23 protein-coding genes and 1 tRNA gene are annotated in these 24,316 nt (G+C 59.4%); 13 read left to right on the top strand and 11 right to left on the bottom strand.

Features of this window, described 5'->3' with window-relative positions:
- Position 1: 1 nt before the first annotated feature.
- Positions 2–283 carry a helix-turn-helix domain-containing protein gene (locus OHL16_RS20355; RefSeq protein ID WP_396127209.1) on the top strand — a complete coding sequence of 94 codons (282 nt, stop codon included), beginning with the start codon at positions 2–4 and terminating at the stop codon, positions 281–283.
- On the opposite strand, the gene OHL16_RS16190 is transcribed toward OHL16_RS20355, so the two are convergent.
- Positions 269–1,531, bottom strand: coding sequence for a DNA cytosine methyltransferase (locus OHL16_RS16190; RefSeq protein ID WP_263368220.1), 1,263 nt, complete (start codon positions 1,529–1,531; stop codon positions 269–271). The two genes, OHL16_RS20355 and OHL16_RS16190, sit on opposite strands and share 15 nt — an antisense overlap.
- Between OHL16_RS16190 and OHL16_RS20350 the strand changes: the two genes are divergently transcribed.
- The 7 genes from OHL16_RS20350 to OHL16_RS16160 all read left to right on the top strand — a co-directional run bounded on the left by OHL16_RS20350 (position 1,531) and on the right by OHL16_RS16160 (position 7,042).
- Positions 1,531–1,983, top strand: coding sequence for a very short patch repair endonuclease (locus tag OHL16_RS20350; protein WP_396127208.1), 453 nt, complete (start codon positions 1,531–1,533; stop codon positions 1,981–1,983). The two genes, OHL16_RS16190 and OHL16_RS20350, sit on opposite strands and share 1 nt — an antisense overlap.
- A 56-nt stretch (positions 1,984–2,039) precedes the next feature.
- Positions 2,040–2,741, top strand: a complete 702-nt coding sequence (locus OHL16_RS16185; RefSeq protein WP_263368219.1) for a SinI family restriction endonuclease — start codon at positions 2,040–2,042, stop codon at positions 2,739–2,741.
- 22 nt (positions 2,742–2,763) lie between these two features.
- Positions 2,764–3,135 carry a tyrosine-type recombinase/integrase gene (locus tag OHL16_RS16180; protein ID WP_263368506.1) on the top strand — a complete coding sequence of 124 codons (372 nt, stop codon included), beginning with the start codon at positions 2,764–2,766 and terminating at the stop codon, positions 3,133–3,135.
- A gap of 9 nt (positions 3,136–3,144) precedes the next feature.
- Positions 3,145–3,229 (top strand) — tRNA-Leu (locus tag OHL16_RS16175).
- A 27-nt stretch (positions 3,230–3,256) separates the two neighbouring features.
- Positions 3,257–3,601 (top strand): DUF3467 domain-containing protein, encoded by a 345-nt coding sequence (locus OHL16_RS16170; RefSeq protein WP_263368218.1) that lies wholly within the window; start codon positions 3,257–3,259, stop codon positions 3,599–3,601.
- A gap of 3 nt (positions 3,602–3,604) precedes the next feature.
- The gene (locus OHL16_RS16165; RefSeq protein ID WP_263368217.1) at positions 3,605–5,197 is read left to right on the top strand and encodes an ArnT family glycosyltransferase; all 1,593 of its coding nucleotides are present in this window, start codon (positions 3,605–3,607) and stop codon (positions 5,195–5,197) included.
- 135 nt (positions 5,198–5,332) lie between these two features.
- Complete coding sequence (locus OHL16_RS16160; RefSeq protein ID WP_263368216.1) at positions 5,333–7,042, top strand: tetratricopeptide repeat protein; 1,710 nt, start codon at positions 5,333–5,335, stop codon at positions 7,040–7,042.
- A gap of 1,897 nt (positions 7,043–8,939) precedes the next feature.
- On the opposite strand, the gene OHL16_RS16155 is transcribed toward OHL16_RS16160, so the two are convergent.
- Positions 8,940–9,404: a hypothetical protein gene (locus OHL16_RS16155; protein WP_263368215.1), complete on the bottom strand. Its 465-nt coding sequence runs from the start codon at positions 9,402–9,404 to the stop codon at positions 8,940–8,942.
- A 485-nt stretch (positions 9,405–9,889) separates the two neighbouring features.
- Between OHL16_RS16155 and OHL16_RS16150 the strand changes: the two genes are divergently transcribed.
- The 5 genes from OHL16_RS16150 to OHL16_RS16130 all read left to right on the top strand — a co-directional run bounded on the left by OHL16_RS16150 (position 9,890) and on the right by OHL16_RS16130 (position 14,036).
- Complete coding sequence (locus OHL16_RS16150; RefSeq protein WP_263368214.1) at positions 9,890–11,281, top strand: NfeD family protein; 1,392 nt, start codon at positions 9,890–9,892, stop codon at positions 11,279–11,281.
- 36 nt (positions 11,282–11,317) lie between these two features.
- Positions 11,318–11,992, top strand: a complete 675-nt coding sequence (locus tag OHL16_RS16145) for a hypothetical protein (RefSeq protein WP_263368213.1) — start codon at positions 11,318–11,320, stop codon at positions 11,990–11,992.
- A gap of 146 nt (positions 11,993–12,138) precedes the next feature.
- A complete protein-coding gene (locus OHL16_RS16140) occupies positions 12,139–12,924 on the top strand; it encodes a slipin family protein (RefSeq protein WP_263368212.1) in 786 nt (261 codons plus the stop codon).
- Positions 12,925–12,926: 2 nt separating this feature from the next.
- The gene (locus OHL16_RS16135; protein WP_263368211.1) at positions 12,927–13,616 is read left to right on the top strand and encodes an SPOR domain-containing protein; all 690 of its coding nucleotides are present in this window, start codon (positions 12,927–12,929) and stop codon (positions 13,614–13,616) included.
- Between the two features lie 12 nt (positions 13,617–13,628).
- On the top strand, positions 13,629–14,036 hold the full coding sequence (locus tag OHL16_RS16130; RefSeq protein ID WP_263368210.1) for a hypothetical protein: 408 nt from the start codon (positions 13,629–13,631) through the stop codon (positions 14,034–14,036).
- Between the two features lie 67 nt (positions 14,037–14,103).
- On the opposite strand, the gene OHL16_RS16125 is transcribed toward OHL16_RS16130, so the two are convergent.
- The 9 genes from OHL16_RS16125 to OHL16_RS16085 form a co-directional block, all read right to left on the bottom strand.
- Positions 14,104–14,820: a lysophospholipid acyltransferase family protein gene (locus tag OHL16_RS16125; RefSeq protein ID WP_263368209.1), complete on the bottom strand. Its 717-nt coding sequence runs from the start codon at positions 14,818–14,820 to the stop codon at positions 14,104–14,106.
- 406 nt (positions 14,821–15,226) lie between these two features.
- Positions 15,227–16,708, bottom strand: a complete 1,482-nt coding sequence (locus OHL16_RS16120; protein WP_263368208.1) for a UDP-N-acetylmuramate--L-alanine ligase — start codon at positions 16,706–16,708, stop codon at positions 15,227–15,229.
- 15 nt (positions 16,709–16,723) lie between these two features.
- Positions 16,724–17,671, bottom strand: coding sequence for a S66 peptidase family protein (locus OHL16_RS16115; RefSeq protein ID WP_263368207.1), 948 nt, complete (start codon positions 17,669–17,671; stop codon positions 16,724–16,726).
- Positions 17,668–18,489 (bottom strand): diaminopimelate epimerase, encoded by an 822-nt coding sequence (gene dapF, locus OHL16_RS16110; protein ID WP_317891078.1) that lies wholly within the window; start codon positions 18,487–18,489, stop codon positions 17,668–17,670. Before dapF ends, OHL16_RS16115 begins: the two co-directional genes overlap by 4 nt.
- A complete protein-coding gene (locus OHL16_RS16105) occupies positions 18,479–19,183 on the bottom strand; it encodes an MgtC/SapB family protein (protein ID WP_263368206.1) in 705 nt (234 codons plus the stop codon). Before OHL16_RS16105 ends, dapF begins: the two co-directional genes overlap by 11 nt.
- A gap of 36 nt (positions 19,184–19,219) precedes the next feature.
- Positions 19,220–20,845 carry a glycosyltransferase family 39 protein gene (locus OHL16_RS16100; RefSeq protein WP_263368205.1) on the bottom strand — a complete coding sequence of 542 codons (1,626 nt, stop codon included), beginning with the start codon at positions 20,843–20,845 and terminating at the stop codon, positions 19,220–19,222.
- A 28-nt stretch (positions 20,846–20,873) separates the two neighbouring features.
- Positions 20,874–21,818: a PfkB family carbohydrate kinase gene (locus OHL16_RS16095; protein ID WP_263368204.1), complete on the bottom strand. Its 945-nt coding sequence runs from the start codon at positions 21,816–21,818 to the stop codon at positions 20,874–20,876.
- 56 nt (positions 21,819–21,874) lie between these two features.
- Complete coding sequence (gene mtnP / locus OHL16_RS16090; protein WP_263368203.1) at positions 21,875–22,735, bottom strand: S-methyl-5'-thioadenosine phosphorylase; 861 nt, start codon at positions 22,733–22,735, stop codon at positions 21,875–21,877.
- 32 nt (positions 22,736–22,767) lie between these two features.
- The gene (locus tag OHL16_RS16085; protein ID WP_263368202.1) at positions 22,768–24,306 is read right to left on the bottom strand and encodes a hypothetical protein; all 1,539 of its coding nucleotides are present in this window, start codon (positions 24,304–24,306) and stop codon (positions 22,768–22,770) included.
- Positions 24,307–24,316 lie beyond the last annotated feature (10 nt).

Below are 24,316 nucleotides of genomic sequence, written 5' to 3'. Positions count from 1 at the left end.
AGTGTCAGCTTACTCCATTGTGAGAAACACTTCCGTAGTGAGAACGCTGCAGCAAAAGCTAGGGAGACGCATCGCTCTCCTCAGGACGCGAGTTGGGATAACCCAGGAAATGTTGGCCGAACGAACCTCATATTCAGTCGACTTTATAGGACTTATTGAAAGAGGAGTGAACGCTCCAACCTTAGCCCGTCTGAAGGACATCGCGGATGCCTTATCAGTAGAGGTCTGGCACCTGTTTTGTCCCGAAGTCATGCTGCCCAAAGACAAATCAGGTAAAAAGTGATTCTTGCCGTGGCTGTTGCGCGGCCTCTCTCCAACTCAGATGGTCAGTACCAACATATCGACTCAGCTTTGATGACGTGTCTTCAGTCGTAAGTCTTCCTTCGTCAAAAGCGATGATGTGCTCCCCTATTGCCTTCCCGAAGAGACACGGAACGGCATTCCCAATCTGCCGATATCTGTCAGCAAGGGATCCCTCAAAGACGTACTCTGGAGGAAATGTTTGAATAGCGGCGTACTCTTCAACAGACAGAGGGCGATCTTCCTCGGGATGACAGAGATCGGTTGCTGGCATGGTCGGACATGTAACGAGCGTAGGGGAGGGCTTGTCCCACGCCAACCGACGGTAAAAACCAGTCTTCCCCCCGCCGGAGTGATAGCTGGCTCCCATGGCCTCGCGTTGAAGCTCTGAGGGTAGGTTCCGCCAGTTCTGACCTTCACGGAGCATTCGATAGTATTGCAACCTAGACTCCGGGAACTTTCCTGCAGTCACTACAGTGGAGTCCAATCCTTGGACGGCATCTCGAAATGTGCGCCAACTTTGCAATCCATCGCGCCCATCTTGACTGTGTGTCGGACGGATGAAGGGTATCGACTTTCCTTCCCTTGAAGCGAAGAAAATGACTCTCTCTCGCCCCTGAGGGACGCCGAAGTTTGCGGTGTTGTACAGCGTGAAGGTAGTTGTGTACCCGCTGGCCTCTAGCATCTCCAAGATGTGCAACAAAGCACCACCTGGCAACTCTTCAGCACTGAGCGCAGGAAATCCTTTGCCTCGTTCATTGTGGGGCCGATGAATAAACGGGGCGGACAGTATTCCTCGCACATTCTCAAAAATTGCATATTTCGGGCGAAGCTCAGCAATCAAGTTGATGAAGTGGAGGAAGACGTTTCCGCGTTCATCATTCAATCCGAGCCGTTTTCCCGCCGTCGAGAATGCTTGGCACGGAGGGCCGCCGACGATCGCGAAGAGTTCTTCAGTCTGGACGCAGAGATCACTGCGGAGCAAGTCTGCTGTCAGTTCTCGTACATCGTTTGAATAGAATTTTGGCGCATTCTCGCCATATATCGTCTTGAGATTGGTTCTGATCGTCCACCCTGCAGCCTTGTCGAATTCATCGAGTGCAAGGCAATGGAGTCCGGCTTGATGGAGGCCAATGTCCAAGCCCAACGCACCAGAAAAGAAGGATATAAACTTCCTATCGGAGCCGGATCCCCCATCGGGTTGTATGGGAATTTTTCGACGAGTTGCCAATGGAACGCCACCTCAGACTCAAGCTGGAGAACGGCACCTTCGCCGGGGTCACCCCAACCCGTTCATCCATTATGTCGGCCATCAGAGGCAAAAGCAATAAGACAACCGAAGGCTCGTTGCGGCTGGCACTAGTGCGCGCAGGGGTTGCAGGATGGCGACTTCACGCCCGAGACGTCCCTGGCCGACCTGACTTTTATTTCGATGTGGAAAAGTTGGCTGTTTTTGTGGATGGTTGCTTTTGGCACGGATGCTCAAGGTGCGGACACGTTCCAAAGACACGGAGTGAATTTTGGGGCGAGAAGTTCAGACGGAACAAGGCCCGTGACCGCCGGGTGAATCGAACACTTCGTCGTGATGGCATACGAGTCATTCGATTCTGGGAACATAGCTTCAAAGATCAAACACAGCGAGACAGGGCGATCAATCGAATTCGCAAGGCTCTAGGTATGTAATCGACCCTGAGTTTACCTCGGTGTTCAGGAGTCCAGTACGCCCTTAGGCTCTTGCTGTGCTCCCAGTAAGTAAGAATGAGTTCCTCGCAATCGCGAGAAAAATTGCTGCGTCCGAAGGTCGGCCCGTCGAAGCAAATTTTGCGGCATTCCTTTCGTTCGCACACGACAACCCATTCATCATCAATCAAAAGGACAAAATCCATTTGGAAACCGCTAAAACGCGGGGACAAATTGAGACCTTTCTAAGCAAATACGTCCGCCAAAACCTCGCAGCGAGAGATGAGCGAATCTCTTACAGCCAAGTAGCGACCATCGCGGATCCTGCGGTGGATGTCGTTCTGGAAGTGTTTGGTAAACATCCCAAGCACGAACTGGCCCGAGCAAGCCAATACCATCGCGCGTCAATGGCTGCTGAAAACATGGTCGGAGGACTTCTTGAGCACTACCTTGCAAAACAGTTGGAGCCACACGGATGGTTCTGGTGCGCGTGCAACATCATTCGCGGTGTGGACTTCTTCAAGGACGGAAACCCCATCACCTTGCTGCAGGTCAAGAACAGAAGTAACAGTGAAAACAGTTCCAGTTCTTTGATTCGAAAAACTCTGCTCGAACATGGGTGTCCGGTCGAAATCGATAAATGGCACCGTACGAATTCCCAAACAGGTCAAACTTGCTGGGATGAACTCCCCGGCAATTCTCGTTTGCAGCTAGCGAGCGAAGAAGGCTTCCACAAGTTTTTGCGAACTTATATTCGATAGCTGCTGAGCGCGACACCTCAACCTGAACGCTACTGCTCTCGAAGCATTCCGAACTCTTCAACGTTCCGCAAAGGACAACAAGGGGCCGGTCTTTCTAAACTCCGATGGGAATCCAATGCGTGCTCACCGCGATTGGTTTGACCCAGCCGTGGAGAGTGCAGGTGTGCAGAGCTACACATGGCACTGTAACCGCCATACTTTCGCCTCGCATCTGGCAATGGCAGGTAATGGTATCGCGACTATCGCCAAACTCATGGGACATCGTACAATTCAAATGTCGATGCGCTATAGCCACCTCAGCCCAGACTTCAATCAAAGCGCGGTAGAGAGCCTTGACGTGATGTTTGGGCAAAAGGACACCATAGCGGACACCGACAAACAAATGACCTCGTAAGTCATTGACGCGAAAGTGGCGAAATTGGCAGACGCACCAGACTTAGGATCTGGCGGGGCAACCCGTGGGGGTTCAAGTCCCCCCTTTCGCACCAACCCCTCATCTCACTGAAAGCGATTCCATGAGCCAGCAGAAGCCACCCGCCAATCCCGCCCCGCAGTCTCCTGACCAGCCCAGGCTCACCCTCACCAACACTCCCGACTACCGCGACGGCTACGCCAACAGCGTTCAGGTCCGCATGTCCGTCTGGGACTTCTTCCTCGTCTTCGGAACCATGTCCCAGAACACACCCGGCGAGCTCGACGTCCGCAACTTCCAGGGCATCTATCTCAGCCCGCAGCAGGCCAAAGCCCTCTTCAACGTCCTCGGCCACAACCTCGCCCAGTACGAGCAGGCCTTCGGCTCCATTGCGCTCGAACAGAACCCTGCTCAGCAGCTTCCCCAACCCAACGGGCCTGTCCACTAAAACGTGTCCTCCTCCGCAAGACGTGCGCACAAAGCCCCGGGCGACGTACCGCTCTGGCTTCTCTTTCCACTCCTATTCGTCGCTGTCTATCTCTCCCACTACACCCTGCTGCGCCTTCCCTACTTCTGGGACGAGGCCGGCTACTACATTCCCGCCGCGTGGGACTTCTACCGCACCGGCAACCTCATCCCCCAGACCACCCTCACCAACGCCCATCCGCCGCTGCCTTCCATCCTCCTCGCCTCCTGGTGGCATCTCTCCGGCTACGTCATCAGCGGAACCCGGACGTTCACCGTCATGGTCACCGCGGCCGCACTGCTCGGTCTCTATAAGCTGAGCCGCTCGCTCCTCACCATCCCCGCCGCCGTCACTGTCGTCCTCCTCACCGCCATCTACCCCGTCTGGTTCGCGCAGAGCACTCTCGCCCACGCCGACATCTTCGCCGCAGCCTTCACCCTCTGGGGACTCGCCCTCTACTTCGATCCGAACACCGAGAACCAGATCCTCGCCTCTGCCGTCTTCTCCTTCGCCGTTCTCTCTAAAGAGACCGCCATCGTCACTCCCTTCGCGCTCGCGCTCTTTGAGGCCGCACTCTTCCTCCGCGCAAAGGGCCAGCCTCGCCAGCGCCGCTTCCACGCCCTCTGGATCGCCTCGCTCCTCTCGCCCGTCCTGCCCCTCGTCGCCTGGTACGCCTACCACCGCTACCGGACCGGCTTCATCTTCGGCAACCCTGAATTTCTCCGCTACAACGCCACCGCCAACCTCGGGCACGCGCGCATCGCGCTCTCGCTATGGCATCGTCTGCTGCATCTGGCGACGCACATGAACATGTTCGTGCCCGTCACCTGCGCCATCGCAGCGCTGCTCATCCCCATCACCCCGGCAAGCCCGCGTCAGACCGTTCCCCGCCGCGCCTTCGCCACCATCTTCGTCATTCTCGCGGCCAACTGGATCGCCTTCTCCGTCCTCGGCGGCGCTCTGCTCACCCGCTATCTGTTGCCGATGTACCCGCTCGTAATCCTCCTCTGCGTGGCAACATGGCGTCGTCATCTCCGCCAGTGGATGTGGCTCGCCGCCCTCAGCGCCATCGCCTTCCTCTGCGGCATCTGGATCAATCCGCCCTACGCCTTCGCCCCCGAGGACAACCTCACCTACCGCGACATGGTCGTCCTCCATCTGCAGGCCATCCATCTCATCGAGCGCCAGTACCCGCAGGCCACCGTCCTCACTGCCTGGCCCGCCACCATCGAGATGTCCCGTCCCGAGCTCGGCTACACCCGCACGCCCATCCGCACAACCTCCATCGAAAACTTCAGCTTCGACCAGATCCAGAGGGCCGCCGCCGACCCCGGCTCCTACGACACCGCCCTCATCTTCTCCACCAAACTGGAGCCCGCCGTCAACCAGCTCAACCTCGGCAAATCCAGCGAGCGTGCGAACACCAAATACTTCGACTTCCACCACGACCTCTCCCCTTCCGAAGCCGCCGCGCTGCTTCACGGCGAGATCGTCTGGCAGGCGCGCCGCAAAGGCGAGTGGGCTGCCGTCCTCCGCTTCCCCCGCATCGTCGATGCCTCGCTTTCCCCTGCTCCATAAGCACCACAATACCGGTCCCTGACAAACATCCTGAGCGGAGACGCGCGTCTTTGTGCGTCGGAGTCGAAGGGCCTGCCCTGAGCAAAGCCGAAGGGAACCTGCGGTTGCCACCACCCAACACTCTATACTCAAGCTGTGCTCTGGCCTACTCGACTCCGCTCCAAACGGTGCAGCCACTGGCTGCCACTGGCGATTCTTCTCTGCACCCTCACCGGCCTCGCAAAACAGTCGCCCGACAATCCCGGCAACGGAGGCCACTTCGTCCTCGTCCTGCCCTTCGAGAACCGCTCCGGTCAGTCGAACCTGAGCTGGATCGGCGACTCCTTTCCCGACACCCTCAACCAGCGCCTGAACTCCGCCGGCTTCCTCACCATCTCGCGCGATGATCGTCTCTACGCACTCGATCATCTCGGCCTTCCCCTCGACTTCAAGCCCACCCGCGCCACCACCATCCGCATCGCCCAGACCCTCGACGCGAACATCGTCGTCATCGGCAGCTTCAACGTCTCCAACGGCCGCATCACCGTTCAGGCCCAGGTCCTCGACGTCAATAACCTGCACATGTCCGCCCCGCTCGAAGACTCCGCCGAGCTCCCCCGCCTCTTCGACGTCCAGAACGCCGTCGCATGGAAGATCGCCCGACAGATCGACCCCAAATTCAACGTCGCCCAGGGGACCTTCCTCGCCGCCCCCGGCCAGGTCAAGCTCAGCGCCTTTGAGAACTACATCCGCGGCGTTACCGCGCCCACACCACAGGAGCGCATCATGCGCCTTCAGCTCGCCGTGCAGGAGGCTCCAACCTACACCGCCGCGCTCCTCGCCCTCGGCAAGACCCAGTACAGCGAGCGCGACTTCGACCACGCTGCCGCGACGCTTCAAAAGATCCCGCACACCGATCCCCGCGCCCTCGAAGCCAACTTCTACCTCGGCCTCGCGCGCTTCAACTCCGCCCGCTACGCCGACGCCGAATCCGCTTTCGCCTTCGTCGCCAGCCGCCTTCCGCTTCCCGAGGTCGTCAACAATCAGGCCGTTGCCTCCAGCCGTCAGGGCCACGACGCCGTCCCGCTCTTCCAGCGTGCCGTCGCCGCCGATCCCAACGACGCCGACTTCCACTACAACCTCGCCGTCTCCCTCCTCCGTCGCGGCGACTTCGCCGGAGCCCAGCGCGAGATCGATCAGGCCCTCAAGCTCCACCCTCACGACACCGAGGCCGCCGAGCTCAAGACACGCATCTCCCAAGGCCGAGCATCCACACCCAAGAATGTGTCATCCCGACCGGAGCGGAGCGGAGTGGAGGAGCCTGCCCTGAGCCTGTCGAAGGGACCTGCTTCTCTCTCCGCGCAGCCAAAGTCGCAACCATCAAACGATGTCGAACCCGTCGAGCGCATCCGCCGCACCTACTCCGAGACCTCCTTCCGCCAGGCCGCCTTCCAGCTCGACCAGATGCGCGCGATGCGCATGGCCACCCTGCCTCCTGCCGAGCGAGCCAGCCAGTACGTGCAGCTCGGTCGCGACTACCTCGCCCAGGGCCTCGTCCCCGAGGCCGAGCAGCAGTTCCAGTCCGCCCTCGCCGCCGATCCGAAATCCTCCCTCGCACACGCCGGCCTCGCCCAGGTCCGCGAGCAGAGCGGCAACCTCGCCGAAGCGCGCGCCGAGGCGCAGACCTCTCTCAAGCTCAGCCCCAACGCCGAAGCCTGGCTCGTCCTCGCCCGCATCGAGCTCCACGACAACCAGACCGCCGCCTCTGCCACCGATGTCAGCAACGCCCTCAAGCTCGAACCGAAGAACTCCGCAGCCCAGGGCATGAGACAGGCCCTGGCCTCCCGCGGCCAGTCCCTCCCATGACCATCCACCCCAAACCGTGTCATCCTGAGCGAAGCGCAGCGGAGTCGAAGGACCTGCGGTTTACCCACCGATGCAATCCACGTGCCGGGTGCCGGGTGCCCCATATCTGGCGGTCTTATCACCAGATGTGGGCCACCCAGTCCCGCATGCGCATCTAACAAACATCCCTACCTAGTGCAAAGAACCTATAATTAGCCACCCGACGCTCATGATTCCGCTAGAAATAAACACGGTCCGATAGAAGTGACGCCGAATCTTTATGCCGGACAGCACGGTAATGCAGATACAAATATACCAAGTCGGCGCAGCGATTCTCGACACTGATGCCAAAGTCACTCGTTGTAGTACATCCAGCAGTACCACGACGACAAAAAGCAGAGCACTCGCAGAGTTGAGATACAGTACAATTCGGGCCAGACGGCCTGAGCTATGCGACGAGTCATGATGCAAAATCCACCAAGCTCTTGCGGTAAAGAGAATGGGAGCAATTGCCACCAAGGCCGTACCAACAATAAACGAAACCATCGAATCGCCTCATGGTCTTTGTTCTTCGATCACACAATCATCTTCCGATAACCTCACGATAAATTGCTTTGAGCACATTATGTTCCCAGTATTGGGCTGGAAAGGTACTCTGGCTGGGTGGCCCACATCTGACCAACCACCACAATTGGGTGCCCCACAGATGGCGGCTTTATCGCCAGAGGTGGGCCATCGCGCGGCAGCGCGATCCATCTCCCATCAAAGTCGAGTTATCTGAACGCGACTAGGTTCGTCTAGAAGATAATGACGGTAACTGGACCAACGCCATTCATCAGCTCGTTCGACCAAACCTCGCTTGACCGGGTTGCGGTGCATGTACTTAAGTTTCTCGACACGCTTATTGTGGGTGAAGACGTTGAAGTCGTAATAGCGTTTCTGCCAGAAGGGTCTGGGAACGAGGCGCCTGGAGACTGAGATTTTAATTGAATACGGCGAGACACAAATGGCAACCTATCCGAATCAATCGTTTCTGTGCTCCGGCATTGTCAAATTTCTAATATCGCTTTTCGTGATCCTGTATGGGGCGTCTCTCTCCGCACAAACGCTCGAAATCAAGTTGGTGAATGGGCGGAACGGACGCCCTATGGTGGGGGCGTCCTCCTATGTGAACGTATGGGTAGGGACAGAGCGCAAAGAAGCAATCGCCATACCAACTGATGGGAACGGCGTTGCTCGACTACGACTAACGCTCAATACCGGCGAAATAAACATTCCAAACTCCTCGACGGATCGCGGATCTATCGTTGTGGACCATCCTGTTGTGAACTACAACGAGGCTTTCCGAATTAACACTCCCTATGTATTGTGTGTTTCAGGAGGATCAAATTACTCGTGGCTTAGGTCAGTAGACTTCTCGACGAAGGATATACTTCAGCACGGCTATGTTTCGCCAAACACATGTGGTAAAGTTACAGTTTCGCCGCAGCCCGGACAAGTACTCCTCTTCGTTCGGCCATTAACTTGGTGGGAAGCACTAAAGGAGTAATTCTTGATCCGAACGCCGGCCTGTAATTGAATAATGGGTCCATCGGGAACTCGGATATATTGGCTGGGTGGGGCTGGGTGCCCCATATCTGGCAGTCTTATCGCCAGATGTGGGCCGTCGCGCGGCAGCGCGATCCATCTCCTATCAAAGTCGAGTTATCTGAACGGGACTAGGTTCGTCTAGAAGATAATGGCGGGGTGGCCCGTCCTACGATTCTCGACCAGTCTCCTGATAGCGTTTAAGACCGGAAGGCATGGTCGTGCACCCGGCCATGGGTTTCTATCCGCCGATCAAGCCCCACAGAAACCTCCCTTCATCCCATCCCTTGAGTCCCTCAAGGAAGGTGACCTTCTCCATTTGAGGGTCAACTTATCGACAGCCGATCGACTCTATTTGTTTCCGAACAGCCGTGTCGTCCGTTACATAAAATATCGGTTCCGGTTTTTTATGTTCGATGATTTCTGTCACGCCGTTGACAGTAATTGCTTCGTAGCCTGGATAGCTCGGAGGAGATCCTTGGGGAGGATTTTCTAGCACGAAAGGATCCCCACATTTCAACTTGCCATTTTCCTTTTGTATTACTCGCTGATTTTTATCTCGCAATACGAATTGCGCACTTCTGCCCCATGGAAAAATGTAATAGCTCACCGCAAGCGAAACATCAGCGCGCGTGAGTCCCGGCGGGAGCGTAACCCATTTCGGCAGCCTCGAATCACTCGACAACTGGAACGTGGATTCTGGGAACAGTTCACATCCCTTATACGCAAAATATACGAATGCTAACAATATCCCCAACAACAAGTATTTCTTAAAGCGCTCAATCGACGTGGTCACTTGCCTGTGCCCTCACCACTTAGCCTTTGCGATACAACCCTTCACCGTAGCATTACAAACCGTGCTGCATGCGCTTGGTACCGGCTGGGTGGCCCATATCTGACCAAACCACAACAATCGGGTGCCCCATATCTGGCGGTCTTATCGCCAGATGTGGGCCATCGCGCAAAGCGCGATCCGCTTTCGATACTCAACCAAGTGTCTTGATTTCCACAAGGAAACCCTTGACACCCCTGATAACCTTAAATCAGGAACAAACCAAAGCCCGGCGACCAGCCGGGCTTTTTGCTTCTACAATGAATGGCACGAAAAGTGCGCAGAGGAGCTCATAACTTAACACATTTATTTGGAAGACTTTGCATATCACCACGCCCGATTTCATTGACTTAATGAGGTTTGGCAACGAAACTGCACGCGAAGTCCAGACCTAAAATATCTATTTTGAATACTTTGCACGATTTTGACGGGAGGGGGTACCACACAGAATGAACTGGCCAGCCATACATCGCAATACCGCTGGATCAAGCGTCAGGCAGCTTGTTTCGCTTCTGTCTCTGCTGTGCTGTATCGGCGTCTTCGCCCAAACTCAACCCGCAAACCAACCCGTCGTCCTCAAGCTCACCCTCCACGACACCATCCAGCCCGTCACTGCCGGCTATCTCTCGCGCGGCCTCGCTGAGGCCTCCCGGCGTCACGCCTCCGCCGTCCTCGTCTCCCTCGGCACCCCCGGCGGGCTTCTCGACTCTACCCGCCTCATGGTTCAGACCATCGAGAACTCTCCCATCCCAGTCATCTTCTACGTCTCACCCTCTGGCAGCCGCGCCGCCTCAGCAGGTTTCTTCCTCCTCGAATCCGCCGATGTCGCCGCCATGGCTCCCGGCACCAACGCCGGAGCCGCGCACCCCATCATCGAAGGCGGCGAAAAGATCGATCCCGCCCTCAAAGAAAAAATCGAGAACGACGCCGAAGCCTTCCTTCGCTCCTACGCCTCCCGACGCAACCGCAACCTCGACGCCGCCATCGACGCCGTCCGCAACTCCAAGTCCTACAGCGACGATGAGGCCCTCAAGCTCAACCTCATCGATCTCACCGCCCCCGACGACGCCACCCTCCTCAACACCCTCGACAACCGCACCATCCATCGCTTCAACGGAGCCACCGAGACCCTCCACCTCCGCGACGCCACCATCGTCACTTTCGCGCCATCCCTCCGCGAGCGTCTCCTCGGCCGCCTCACCAACCCCGATCTCGCCGTCCTGCTTCTCGTCCTCGGAGGCCTGCTCATCTACCTTGAGTTCAACGTCCCTGGAACCATTGTTCCCGGATCCCTCGGCACCCTGCTCGTTCTCCTCGGACTATTCGGCCTCAATCTCCTCCCCGTTCGCCACACCGCCGTCGCGCTTCTCTTCGCCGCCTTCATCCTCATCGTGCTCGAAGCCAAGTTCGCCAGCCACGGAGCTCTCGGCCTCGCCGGAGTCATCTCTCTCGTCTTCGGACTCGCCACGCTCGTCGACGCCCCCATCCCCGAGTTGCGCGTCCACACCGCCGTCGCCCTTGCCGCCGGACTAGGCTTCGGCATCATCACGCTCTGCCTCGCGTGGATCGCAGTCCGCGCTCGTCGCAGCAAAATCCTCACAGGCCCTCAGGCCATGGTTGGAGCCACCGCCATCATCCGCTCGCCGCTCTCGCTCGCAGGCCACGACAGCGGACAAGTCGAGATCCGCGGCGAGCTCTGGCAGGCCCGTCTCCTCAATCCCACCCCCAACGACCTGCCCGTCGGCTCCGAGGTCCGGGTCAGCTCCGTCGATGGCCTCACCCTCCTCGTTGAACCTTCGCCGTCCTTCCCGTCCGCCAGACCCTCGGGCAAGGTAGACTGAAAAGGCATATTTTTCGTTTGAGGGAGTTCTCGCCTGATGTTGTCTGTGTCTCGCCCGCTGTGTGTCCGGAGCCTCGTTTTCTGCCTCGCCGCAAGCCTCGCGGCCTTCGTAGCAACACCCGCGGCCCACGCTCAGGCCTCCAGCGGAACCAGCGCGCTCGACCGCCAGCTCGGGCGAGTCGACTTCGCCCTGAGCGGCGTAGGCGTCCTCACACGCGACGTCTCCGGAACCAACTACCTCGGCCAGAGCCAGGACCACAACACCAGCAGCACCGTCGGCGCACTCATCGCTTTCCGCTACACCAAGTCTCCCTGGAAGGGCGGCGAGTTCAACATCGGATACTCCCGTTACACCCATAACTTCAGCGCGGTCATCGTTGGCGGAGCCCAGGCCAGCAACCTCGAATTCACCCTCGGCTACGTCGCCCACCCAACCCACCAGATCCTCGGCGCCCAGCCCTTCTTCGGCGGCGGTGGCGGTCTCCTCTATTTCCGCCCAACCTCCGGAGGAGGCCAGGGCCTTCCCAATCAGGGCGCCGGCGCCATCTACTACACCGTCGGCCTTGAAAAGGCTATCAGCCCCCACTTTGGCGTCCGCGTCCTGGCTCGTCAGCTCTTCTACCGCTCGCCGGACTTCTACCAGAACTACCTCAACGTTAATAAGTACACCTCCACCTTCGAACCCGGCTTCGGCTTATACGTCCATTTCTAAACGCGCCGCAGCATGGGGTGCCCCGCAGCCTGCCCTGAGCTTGTCGAAGGGTCTCGCCCCTAAGACCTGGTTTTGCAAGATGCCCGTCAGCGCCCTGTGTAGAATCAATCGACAGCACTCGCGCCGTCTGAGGTGATTCCCGCGCCATGCAAGCCCCCTTCTCCTTTCCCGTCCTGCTCCTCATCGCCATCCTCGTCCTCTACATCATCAACTCCATCAAGATCCTCAAGGAGTATGAGCGTGGCGTAGTCTTCCGCCTCGGTCGCGTTCGCGAATCCGCCAAAGGCCCCGGCGTCATCCTCGTCTTCCGCCCGGTCGACCAGATCGTCCGCATCTCGCTCCGCCAGGAGGCGATGGAGGTTCCGCCGCAGGACATCATCACCCGTGACAACGTCACCCTCAAGGTCAACGCCGTCATCACTCTCCGCGTCGTCGACCCCACCAAGGCCGTCATCGAGGTCGCCAACTATATCTACCAGACCTCCCAGTTCTCCCAGACCACCCTCCGCTCCGTCCTCGGCGAGGTCGAACTCGACGAACTACTCGCCCACCGCGACCGACTCAACCAGCGCATCCAGACCATCATCGACGGCCACACCGCACCCTTCGGCGTAAAAGTCATCTCCGTCGAAGTCAAGCAGGTCGATATGCCGGAAAGCATGCTCCGCGCCATGGCCAAACAGGCTGAGGCCGAGCGCGAGCGCCGAGCCAAGGTCATCCACGCCGAAGGCGAGTTCAACGCCGCTCAGAAGCTGATCGAGGCGGCCGCCCTGCTCTCCACCCAACCCATCTCCGTGCAGCTCCGCTACCTCCAGACCCTCACCGAGATAGGTGTCGAAAAGAATACGACCATCGTTTTTCCCCTTCCCATCGAGATGATGGGCTTGCTAAACAAGAGCCTTAGCTTCAATCCGGCAGAAGAGAAGAAATAGACGTGAACTCCCGATACGACGAAGACGAACACGAAGATTTCCAGACGTCCGCTGGCCGTGAGATCAACCTCAACGCGGCCACCATTCTCGGCATCTTCGTCCTCCTGGCGATCCTCTGCGCCGTCTTCTTCGGCTTCGGCTACACCCTCGGCCACAAGTCCACCCCGCAGACTCCCTCGGCCAGCGTCGTGCTTCCATCCGAGACCGCGGCTCCGTCCCCCTCCGTCCCCAAACATACTGCCGGCAGCCAGATCGTGCTCCCCAGCGCCGACACCGCATCCAGCCCATCCGCTACCGCTCCCCAGCAGGTCGCACAACCCGACCGCGCCCCCGACCAGACCGCTGCTGCAGCCGATACCCCGCAGCCGGTCGGCGCTCCCGTAACCAAACCCGAACCGCAATCACAGCACCGCGCAGCCCCACCCGCTCCCGCACCCGCTACGCATCCCGTCGCAGCCGCAGCTACGGCCAACACAACTCCCTCGATGGTCCAGATCGCCGCCGTCTCGCACCAGGAAGACGCCAACATCCTGGCCGACGCGCTCAAACACCGCGGCTACGCCGTCAGCATCGTGCAATCCTCACAGGACAAGCTCCTCCACGTCCAGATCGGTCCCTTCTCCAACCGCAAAGACGCCGAAGCCATGCGCCAGCGCCTCCTCAACGACGGCTACAACGCCATCGTCAAATAGGAGAGAAAGAAAATGCTTGAAAAAGAGAAGGCATCGGAATTTGCGAAACTGCCTTGGCACGACTCCAAACTGCTTGAGCTAAGAGTGTTCCGTGACAACATTCCCGACCAAGAGAATCTGGAATGCAGTATCGAATTTACAAAATCCCACAACTCATGGCGTCGTGCAGTTGTATTGTTCCGAAATTGCACGATAGCAAAGATCGACTTAGACCTTGATGGAAAGAAAGTCTGTGCGGACAGTATCTTTTACGCAACGTGCGAAATAGAGTCTGCGCTTAAGAAGTCACTGGAAGCGGGTCAATTAAAAAACGAGCGCAATCCCCTGAGCGACTACTATCATTTCCGCATATTACTAGTGCATCCTGGTGGCGAACTCAATATCTTTGCCAAAGATTTTGAGATCGCTTGGGCAGACTGATCCACTCTAGCCCAAGCTTGTAAGCGGGTGCCTCCATTCATGCGCGCACTTAGGGCATAGGCGGGTTTCAATTCAGCGGCTTCATCTCCTCCGGTAAAGCCTCCGCGATCTCCTCCCGCACAGCCCGCAGCAAGTGTTCCCGCGTCCCATACTGCGAAGGCTCAATCGCCGGCAAAAACCGTACCCGCGCCACACCCGGCGTAATCGCCGCGCTCCCCTTCTTCATCATCGTCTGCGTTCCTGAGATCACAATCGGTACCACCGGAGCCTGCGTCTCCATTGCAAGATAAAACGGCCCCTTCTTAAACGCCTGCAGCCTCCCGTCGCGCGACCGAGTGCCCTCGGGAAACACCACCATATTCAGACCCGACTTCAGCGCCTCGCCCGCCGCCACCACGCTCGCCTGGGCCGCATCCCTCTTGCCCCCCCGCTCCACCGGAACGAACTTCGCCAGCAGCATCGCCCGCCCCAGAATCGGAATCTTCATCAATTCTTTCTTTAGGAGCACCGAGCTTCGCCCCGGCAGCAGCGGAACCACCACCGGAGGATCGAGGTTCGAGACATGGTTGCACATAAAGATGCACGGCCGTCCCGACGGTACATTCTCCCTCCCCGTCACCTCAATCCGAATCCCCGCCGCCCTCACGCCGGCGTTGGTAATCCACATAGCCACCCGATACAGCAGGCTGACGTCCCCGACCAGCAGCGTATAAGGAATCCCGATGATCCCAGTTAGCGGCCCCAGAGCCGTATACACAAACAACAGCTTCAGCGTTGCAAACATACCGCTTTGCAGAATACCTGTTTTGTTCTTGTCTTTCTTGCTGTCATCCCCGAAGGGATCTTCTTTCCCTCTTCTATTCGTCATAACCAATTTAGAAAGAATGATTTACGGAATCGGGTTTCAGGATTCCAAACAAACCCCTTGTCAAGCCCCCAAACCACCCAACCCAAACAAAACAAGCAACTTCCAAGTGGCAGAACGATTCCCGCAATTCGCTACAATAGAAATAGAGCACTAGAAGGAAAGCCCCGGAACCCCGGGGCTTTCTCGATTAACCCATAACCCTTTTGTTTTGAATATTTTGAGCACTAAACCCTTTCAATGGAATACCTTACACTGAAAGTCCGAGGCTAAAATCAATATAATGAATACCTTGCGCAAAAGACAGGGGGAGGGGGTACCCCTATCATGAGGCCACAACCGCACCCGAGATTGCCCGTGGCAGCTTCTGGTATATCCCGCCGAACCCACCGTTCGAGAGGATCGCCACCACATCCCCGCTTCTGACCTCCGGCGCCAGCGCAGCCACAATCGCGTCGGCATCCGGATGAACCGCCGCCGGAACACCGCGCACGACCAGAGCATCGACCACGTGCTCCGGCACCAGCCGCTCCGCCGCCGGAATGCTCTCGGACTTGAAGACCGCCGCGACCACTACACGATCCGCGAGCGCAAGGCTGTCCACCAGCGCGGCCTCGAAGACGTTCCGCCGCAGCGTATTCGACCGCGGCTCCAGCACCGCCCACAGCCGCTGCCCGGGATACCTCTCCCTAAGCGCCCTAAGCGTCTCGCGGATCGCCGTCGGATGGTGCGCGAAGTCGTCGATGATCGTCACTCCCTCGGCGACGGCCTTTACCTCAAGCCGCCGCTTCACGCTCTTGAACGTCGCCAGCGCCTCGACGATGGCCTCCACCGGAACGCCCTGCCCTGCCGCCAGCGCCGCTGCTGCCGTGGCGTTCAGCGCGTTATGTTCTCCGGCCATCGGCAAACTCAGCTCGGCAAACGTCTCACCGCCGCGCAGCAAGGTCCACCGTGTCACAGGTCCATCGTGACGCAGGTCAACCAGCCGCCAGTGCGAGCAGTCCGCAAAGCCATAACGCTCCACCGCGCAGAACGCCTTGGCAACGCACTCACTCACGTTCTCGCTGCCATCAAACGCAACCACGCGCCCGCGCCGAGGCACCAGATTCACCAGCCGCTTGAACGCCGTCTTCACCGCGTTCAGATCGGCATAGATGTCCGCATGGTCATACTCGACATGCGTCAGGATGATGGCATCCGGAAAGTAGTGCAGAAACTTCGGCCCTTTATCGAAGAACGCCGTGTCGTACTCATCGCCTTCAAGCACAAACGGCTTCGTCGGCCGAACCATAAAGCTCGTGCCAAAGTTCTCCGCCACGCCGCCGATCAGGAATGAAGGCGCAAACGCAGCATCGCGCCGCGAGGCAGTTTCCCCTCGCGAGTCATCGACTTGCGAAGCAACTTCTCGCGAAGCAACTTCATAGATCCACGCGAGCATGCTCGTCGTCGTCGTCTTGCCGTGCGTCCCAGCCACCACAAGCGGCTCGCGCCCAGCCAGAAACTCGTCATGCAGCATCGCCGCCATCGAGCAGAAAGGAATCCGCTGATCGAGCACATACTCCAGCTCGACGTTGCCGCGCGAGATCGCATTGCCCACGACCACCAGGTCAGGCCGAGGCTCCAGGTTCGCCTCCGCATACGGCTCGTGCACCGGAATCCCCAGTTCCCGCAGCAGATCGCTCATCGGCGGATACGCCGCGGCGTCCGAGCCCGTCACATGGTGACCCTGCTGCTTCAGCATTCCGGCCAGCGAAGCCATCGCCGTGCCACAGATTCCAATCAGATGAATGTGTCGTGTACTTTGCATTGTTCCAAACGGAGGCTAAGCCCTCACAGCCGCCTCAGGAAAGTGTATCTGCGGATTCACCGCATCCGTAAGGTCCAGCCGGACCGGAACGCCCAGCGGCAGCGTAATATTCGGCGCGCTCACATGCCCGCAGCGCAACCCAATCGCCACCGGCCCCTCAAACCCGCGCAGCCCATGCAGAATCGCGCGCTCCAGCATCTCCTGTTCCTCCGGCTCGACGCATTGGTTCATATCGCCAAACACAATTCCGCGAACGCCCTCCAGCCTTCCCGCGTAGCGCAAATGCAGCAGCAGCCTGTCCCACTGATAGGGCTTCGTTCCAATGTCCTCGAGGAACAACACGCAATCACGCAGCACCGGAGCGTACTGTGTCCCAAGCCCAGCCGCGAGAATCGAGATGCATCCGCCACGCAGCTCCCCGTCAGCCGCGCCCGGTTGCAGTACGCGAAGTCCGTCCGCAGCTCCGAGCAACCAGCCGCTATCGCCATCAAACGTATGCCGCCAGCTCTTCAGATCTACGCCCTCATCCCGCGCAAAATCCGCCGCGACCATCGGAGCATAAAAGCTCGTCAGATTCGCCTCATTCTGCAGCCAGCTATGGATCGAGGTATGGTCACTATAGCCAATAAACGCCTTGGGATTCGCCCGGATCAGCTCTGCATCCAGATGCGGCAGCAGCTCCGCCGAGCCCCATCCTCCGCGAGTGCACACAATCCCGTCGATCTTACGGTCGGCAAACGCCGTATGAAGGTCCTTCACCCGGTCCTGCAGCCCCCCCGCATAGTAAAGTGGCCCGTTTTCGAGCGCATGCGGAGCAAGCACAACCTCATAGCCCAGCGCCTGCAACTCTGCCAGCCCACGCTCCACCAACTCACGCTTCGGTGTGCTAGCCGGCGAAACCACCGCCAGTCGTGCTCCGCGGCCAAGCGCCGGCGGCCTCACCAGCCCATTCGTCCTCGTCACAGGCCGACCGCCTCGCCCCGGCATATAATCTCCGCCGGCCCAGTCAGCAGCATCGCCGACTCATTCGAGGTCCAGACCGTCCGCTGCGCGCCGCCCTCAGCAATCGCGGTCAGCTCGCGCTCCACGCCGCGCAGCGCTATCGCCGCCGTCGAGGAGGCACACGTCCCGGTGCCAGAAGAGGTCGTAGGCCCGCATCCGCGCTCGTAGATGCGGAACGCAATCTCAGCCTTCGACTGCACGCGCACAAACTCCACATTCGTTCCATGCGGAAACAGCGGACTGGTGCTGATCTTCGCGCCCAGCTCTTGCCACGCGAGGCCATGCGCCCTGAAGTCATCGCTCTCCACAAAGATCACAAAGTGAGGATTCCCGACATTGACCATCGCCCCGGGAACTTCTCCGACGCCATCGACCACAATCGTCCGCGGCATCACGCGCGGTACGCCCATCTCGCTCTCGATCAGGTACACCGGGTCGGCATCCTCCACCACACGGCAGCGCCTCGGCCCGCCATGCGTGCCGAGCACAACATCGTCCATGCCCTCGCTCGAGGCCAGCCACGCCGCAACGCAGCGAGTGCCGTTGCCTGAAAGCTCCGCCTCGCTGCCGTCGGCGTTGAACAGCCGCAGAAACAGCTCGCCGTTCGGCCGCCGCTCCAGGAACTCAATCCCGTCGGCCCCTATGCTCGTATTGCGGCTGCAGAGCCTCTGCGCCAGCTCAGCATGCCTTCTCTGGGCAACCCGTTCTTCGATGATCAGAAAGTCGTTGCCACAGGCATGCGCCTTCACAAATGGAATCATGACCTTCTTATTCTTCATCAATATCGCGGAAAACAACAACATGGTCCGTCGTGTCGTCTGCCTGCAGCTCAGCCAACAGCCGCTTGTGAACCTTGGCGCTCGCAGCGACCATAAAGCTGACACGCTGCGTCTCGCCGACTTTATCGCGATCGACGATGTTCAACCGCAGCCCCAATCGATCCAGCACGCGCAGGATAGAGGCGAACATCTCGTTCTGATCGATGCCGCGCACCTCGTACAACATCGAGTGGCGCTTCCAGCCAACGCGGGTCTCCACTGAGCCGACCAACGCCAGCGCAACCAGCGCAATCAGAGTGGCTACGACCGCTGGGATATATAGCCCAGCGCCGCAGGCCATCCCAATCGACGCAATCACAAACACCGTAGCCGCGCTCGTCAGCCCCACGACTCGATCCCGCGTGTGCAGAATCAGTCCCGCGCCAAGGAAGCCGATGCCCTGCACGATATTCGACGCAACCCTCCCCTTGTCAGGATTGGTGTCCCCTGCCAGCACCACCGAGAGCATCGTGAAGAACGCGCAGCCAAGACACAGCAGCATATTGGTCCGCAGGCCTGAGGCCTTGTGCCGCAGCTCCCGCTCCAGCCCAATGACTCCACCCAGCGCGCAGGCTGTCAGCAGCCTCGCCGCAGTTCCCGTCGAGAGCAACATCTGATCGATCTTGCTGAAGTAAAGCTGTCCCGGCATCACCATAGGGTTCGCAGCGATGGTAGCACTCTCGCGCTCCGCCTAATGCGTCAAAGTAGCAAAGCGATCCGACTGGTAAATACGCGCGCAGGGCTGCCCCGTCGTGCACAGCACCGTCAACTCGGTCAGGCCCTCAGGATGCTCGGCGACAGCCTTCGACACGGCATCGCCCGCGATCGCCACCACGTAGGCCGCGTGGTCCGCCGGAGCCGCCAGAGCCGCCTTCCAGCTGTCGTAGTCATACTCATTCACGATCTGCCGAAGCGGCAGTCCAGCCTGCTGCACGGCACCGATGTGGTCTGAGCTGTACATCAGGATCGGCACGCCAGACGGAAACGATTGCAGGTTATGCGCCAGCGCCGACTCGAAGGCCACTCGCGTCGTCGCGTTCGCCATTGCCTCCTTCAGCACAAGCGGAATCTTATACATCATCCCAATGGCGTTGAAGACTGCCAGCGCAAGCGCAACCGGATACAGCAGACGCGCCGGAAGCGGCTGTGTCTTCCCCCATCGCCGCGCAATCCACTCCAGCGCCAGGAAGGCCGACGCCGCCAGCGCCGGCAGCATCTCCATCCCATAGCGCGAGTTGTAGTACGAGTGCGGCCACAGTGGCGGAATGAAGATCGGAACGGAGCCGAACGCGATCGCGTAAACGTAAAACGGCAGCGGAACCCACAGCAGAAGAACCGGCCACTCCACTCTGCTGCGAATCGTCAGCACAAGTCCGCTGATCGCTGCGGCCATCACGGCAAAGCCTGTCTCCCACGCGGCCACATCGAGCTGCGCCGTCCTTGTGTAGAGCACCAGCGCCCAAACCGGATTGTGCCAGCCAGGATAGTGATGCGAGCCCGACGGAGTGGTTCTCGCCTCGATCGCTGCCGCAGAATACGGCCCGCGCATGAAGTCGAGCGGGTCGTGGAAAAAGTGCTGATTGTAAGCAAACCAGCCCAGAGGCCCGGCCGCCGCCAGCACAGTGAAGGTCACATAATAGGGAGCAATCCCGCCCCACACCTCTTTGTGACGATAGATCTGCCACGTCACAATGGCCCACACTGCCGCTCCGAAGATCCACCCGTCGTACCGTGTATACACGGCCGCCATGATGAGCAGTCCCAGATAGATCATGCGTCGCGAGGCCAGCGCACCACGCCCCTGCTGGACAGCCGCGACGCACTCCATCGTCAGCAGCGTCCCCCAGATCACGATCGCCAGAAACAGCGCCTCCGTCATCGCGGTCGTCGACAGATAGAGCAGGTTCGGATTCAGCGCATAAAACGCCGCCGCGGCAAACGCCCACTGCGGCGTCATCATCCTCCGCACCAGCCGATAGAAGCCTGCCACGCCAAACACGTAACAGAGCAGCGAAGGCCACGCTCCCGCCATCCCGTTCTGCCACCACTCCATCTTCTGGATGAAGGGCAGCATCAGCAGATGCGGAAGCGGCAGCCAAACGCCTCCAAGCTGCGCCAGCCCGGGATTGCGCGAATCCAGAATGCGACGCGCAATCCCAAGATGTGCCACGGCATCGCCGTACAGCAGCAGATAGCCACGCGAGAAACAGACGATCAGCGCGACGAACGCGAGAACGACCGAGGCCATGGCCACGGGAAACGTCTCCTCCCGTGTCGCTGGCCGCACCTCATCACTCACGCCCAAGCCGCGAACCACGGCCTCCTGCCTGGAAGGCCGCGACGTTCTACGCCCCCGCGTAGTCAAGGTGAGATATCTCCATAAACAGCTTGAAGCGTTCTTCGATCTCTTCGCGCGTCACGGACTGCAGGCGCTCGGTTCCGAACCGCTCCACGGTGAACGAACCCATCACGCCGCCATAGAACATCGCGCGGCGAAAGACCTCCGGCGTCAGCTTCGGCTGCGAGGCGAGGTAGCCGTAGAACCCACCTGCGAACGAGTCGCCCGCGCCGGTCGGATCAACCACCTCCGCCAACGGCAATGCCGGCGCGCGGAAGGGATGCAACGCCTTCACGCCATTATCAAACGATCCCCCTCCGAAGAAAGCCGTCGCGCCGTACTCGCCGTGCTTGATCACCAGCGTCTTCGGTCCCATCGCCTGCACCTTCTTCGCGGCCAACACAAGGTTGTGCTCGCCGGTGAGCATGCGCGCCTCGCCGTCGTTGATCAGCAGCACGTCCAGCTCACGCAGCACCTTCGCAAGGTTCTCCGCGTGGTCCGAGATCCAGTAGTTCATCGTGTCGCCACACACGCGACGGACATTCGGCATCTCGCTCCGCACGCGTGCCTGGAGGACCGGATCGATATTCGCGAGAAAGAGATACTCGCTGTCTTTGTATTCGTTGGGAATCTTGGGCTCGAACTTCTCAAAGACATTCAGGTCCGTTCCCAGCGTCTTCGCCGAATCCATGCTTCCCGCATACGAGCCCTTCCAGTGGAAGCTCAGCCCATCAGCTCGCTCGAGGCCACGCGTATCGATTCCGCGCTTCGTGAAGACTGCCTCGTGCTCCGCCGTAAAGTCCTTGCCAACGACAGCAATCACGCGCACCGGCGTGAAATAGCTCGCCGCAAGCGCGAAGTGAGTCGCCGCACCACCCAGACAGTGATCGACCTTGCCGTGTGGCGTCTCAATGCTATCGAAAGCTACCGATCCAACTACAAGAATTGCCATGAACTCCCCTTGAATGAATGTTCTTTGAAATCTAATCCGTGGCAGCGCGAAGCACGTTACAGATACTTATCGAGCAGCAGCGAAAGCCTCTCGCGTGCTTCTGCAGGAATCGCCTTGCGGTCCGTAAGGATGGCGTACTTCAGCGCATCGCCACAGGCGCAGGTGCGTTCCAGAGGCATCGCGGCCACAGCCGCCTTCACGGCCTTCGACGCGTTCTCCGCGTTCTTGTGCAGCACTGCGACGATCTGTTCGACCGTCACATCGTCATGCCCTTCGCGCCAGCAGTCGTAGTCGGTCACCATCGCCATCGTGGCGTAGCAAATCTCCGCCTCGCGGGCCAGCTTGGCCTCCTGCAGGTTGGTCATGCCTATCACATCGGCGCCCCAGCTGCGATAGAGGTTCGACTCCGCGCGCGTCGAAAACTGCGGCCCCTCCATGCACACATACGTCCCGCCGCTCTTGGCGACAACGCCGACCTCATCGCAAGCCTTCTTGAAGGCACCCGCGACCGTCGAGCAGACAGGATCGCCAAACGCGACGTGCGCAACCACACCGCCGCCAAAGAACGTCGACACGCGAGCAAACGTACGGTCGATGAACTGGTCCGGAATCACGAAGTCCGTCGGCTTGTGCTCTTCCTTGAGCGACCCCACGGCCGAGACCGACAGAATCCGCTCCACTCCCAGCATCTTCATCGCGTAAATGTTGGCGCGAAAGTTCAGTTCCGAGGGCGAGATGCGATGGCCGCGTCCATGCCGCGCCAGAAACGCTACCTTGCGGCCTTCCAACTCGCCCAGAACAAATGCATCGGAGGGCTCTCCAAACGGGGTCGTCAGCTTTTCTTCACGCACATTCGTGAGGCCCGGCATCGCATACAGCCCGCTGCCTCCGATGATTCCAATCTCTGCCTTCTTCAAAACTTTCGCTCCTCAAAACTACGGGCGCCGGTTCAATGGCGCCCTTCAGAAGTATATCTGGACTCGCGCACGCAGCCGGCCTTCATCATGCCGAAGGCGCCCATCGTGTGCGCCAGGTCCAGCGCCGGCTCGTGGTATTTCCCTGCTACGCGCACGGGACCGCTTGCCTGCACACTCGCGATGCTGTCACGCAGCCTGCGCGCGAGCTCGAGCGGAAATCCCTCCGACACAAACACGCCCGATCTTGAAATCGACAGCAACACATCGCCTTCGTTCGTCGTGTACACCTGCTCGCCGTCGCCCAGCTCATCCTGCTTGCGCCGCGAAACCCCGGAGTACTTCCGCGGAATCTCTGCCGCATAGATACGCAGAAACGATCGCGCAGAATCCTCGTTCTTCCATCGCGAGTAGTACAACAGCGAAATCGACGCAGTCGATTCCTTCGCCGCCGGCGTCGTGGCCGACTTCCGCTGCGCCGCGTAGTACACGCCGCCGTTCCACTCCGGCGCCAGGGCCTCGCCCATCTCCCTGCCACCAAACAACTCCGTCAGAATCCGCACGTCCAGCTCGCCCATCACGCCCAAATCGTATGGGGTGTAGTCGGCGTCGATCATCGGATGCAGGTCCGGCAACCGCAGCACCGGCACCGGAGTGTGCTTCATGTAGGCCTCCGGATGCATGATCTCGAAGCTCGACGACGGAGGATTCTCGAGCGCTCCGGCAAACGCAACCTCCTTGCCGCCCTTCACCAGAAGCGCCTGCTCAAACCCCAGCCCTTCGTCGTACGGAAACAGCAGCGACTTCTGCAGCAGCAGCGGGGCCCGCTCCAGCACCGGCGATCCGCTCATATCCGACACCGAATCCTTCAGCTTCTCCGCCAGTTCAGGAGCATCGGCAATCGTCTTTCCCAACGGCCGCAGAGAGTAATCGACAAACACCGCCATCGCCTGCCCCTCGGCAACAGCAGTCCGCGCAGTATCGACTTCATCGAGCTGCACATGGCGATTGTCCTCCTGCACCGTATGCGAAGGATCGTTCAGGCTCACCTCAGACCACTTCGTCAGCCCCACATGCTGGTCCTGCAGCGCGTGCGTCAACTCATGCGCCAGCACCGGCTTCTGCTCGTCTGGAGGAATCCAGTCCAGCAGATTCACAGTCTTCGTCTTGTTGTCATAGAAGCCCGCAATCTGCTCCGTAAGCAGCGAGAGCAGAAACGGCCGCAGATGGAAGTCCCGGTCCAGCAGGCCGAACTTCTTCAGCACGATCTCCGAGCGCGCCATCCGCTTCGTACTCTCGTCCTCGTCGAACTTCTGCGTCAGGTAGCGATTCACCTCGTCGCGCGAGATCAGCTTTCGCTTCACGCTGTGCTCAATCGGCAACTTCGTATCGCTGCTGACGAAGTTCAGAATCTCATCGACGGAGCGAAACAACTCCTTCGCCTGCTCCTTGGTCATCGGAGCCTGGGCCGCCGCCGGCAGCTTCTGTGTCGTCCCAGTGCCCTGCGTCGCCGTCTGTCCAACGCAGAACGCGCACGTTGTCATCCACAACACGGCCGCCGCCATCTTCGGCATCCAGTGCATT

This window comes from Edaphobacter bradus (assembly GCF_025685645.1).
GTDB lineage: Bacteria > Acidobacteriota > Terriglobia > Terriglobales > Acidobacteriaceae > Edaphobacter > Edaphobacter bradus.
Note: the sequence above shows the minus strand (reverse complement) of the source record. Positions and strands in the feature narration are given on the sequence as shown.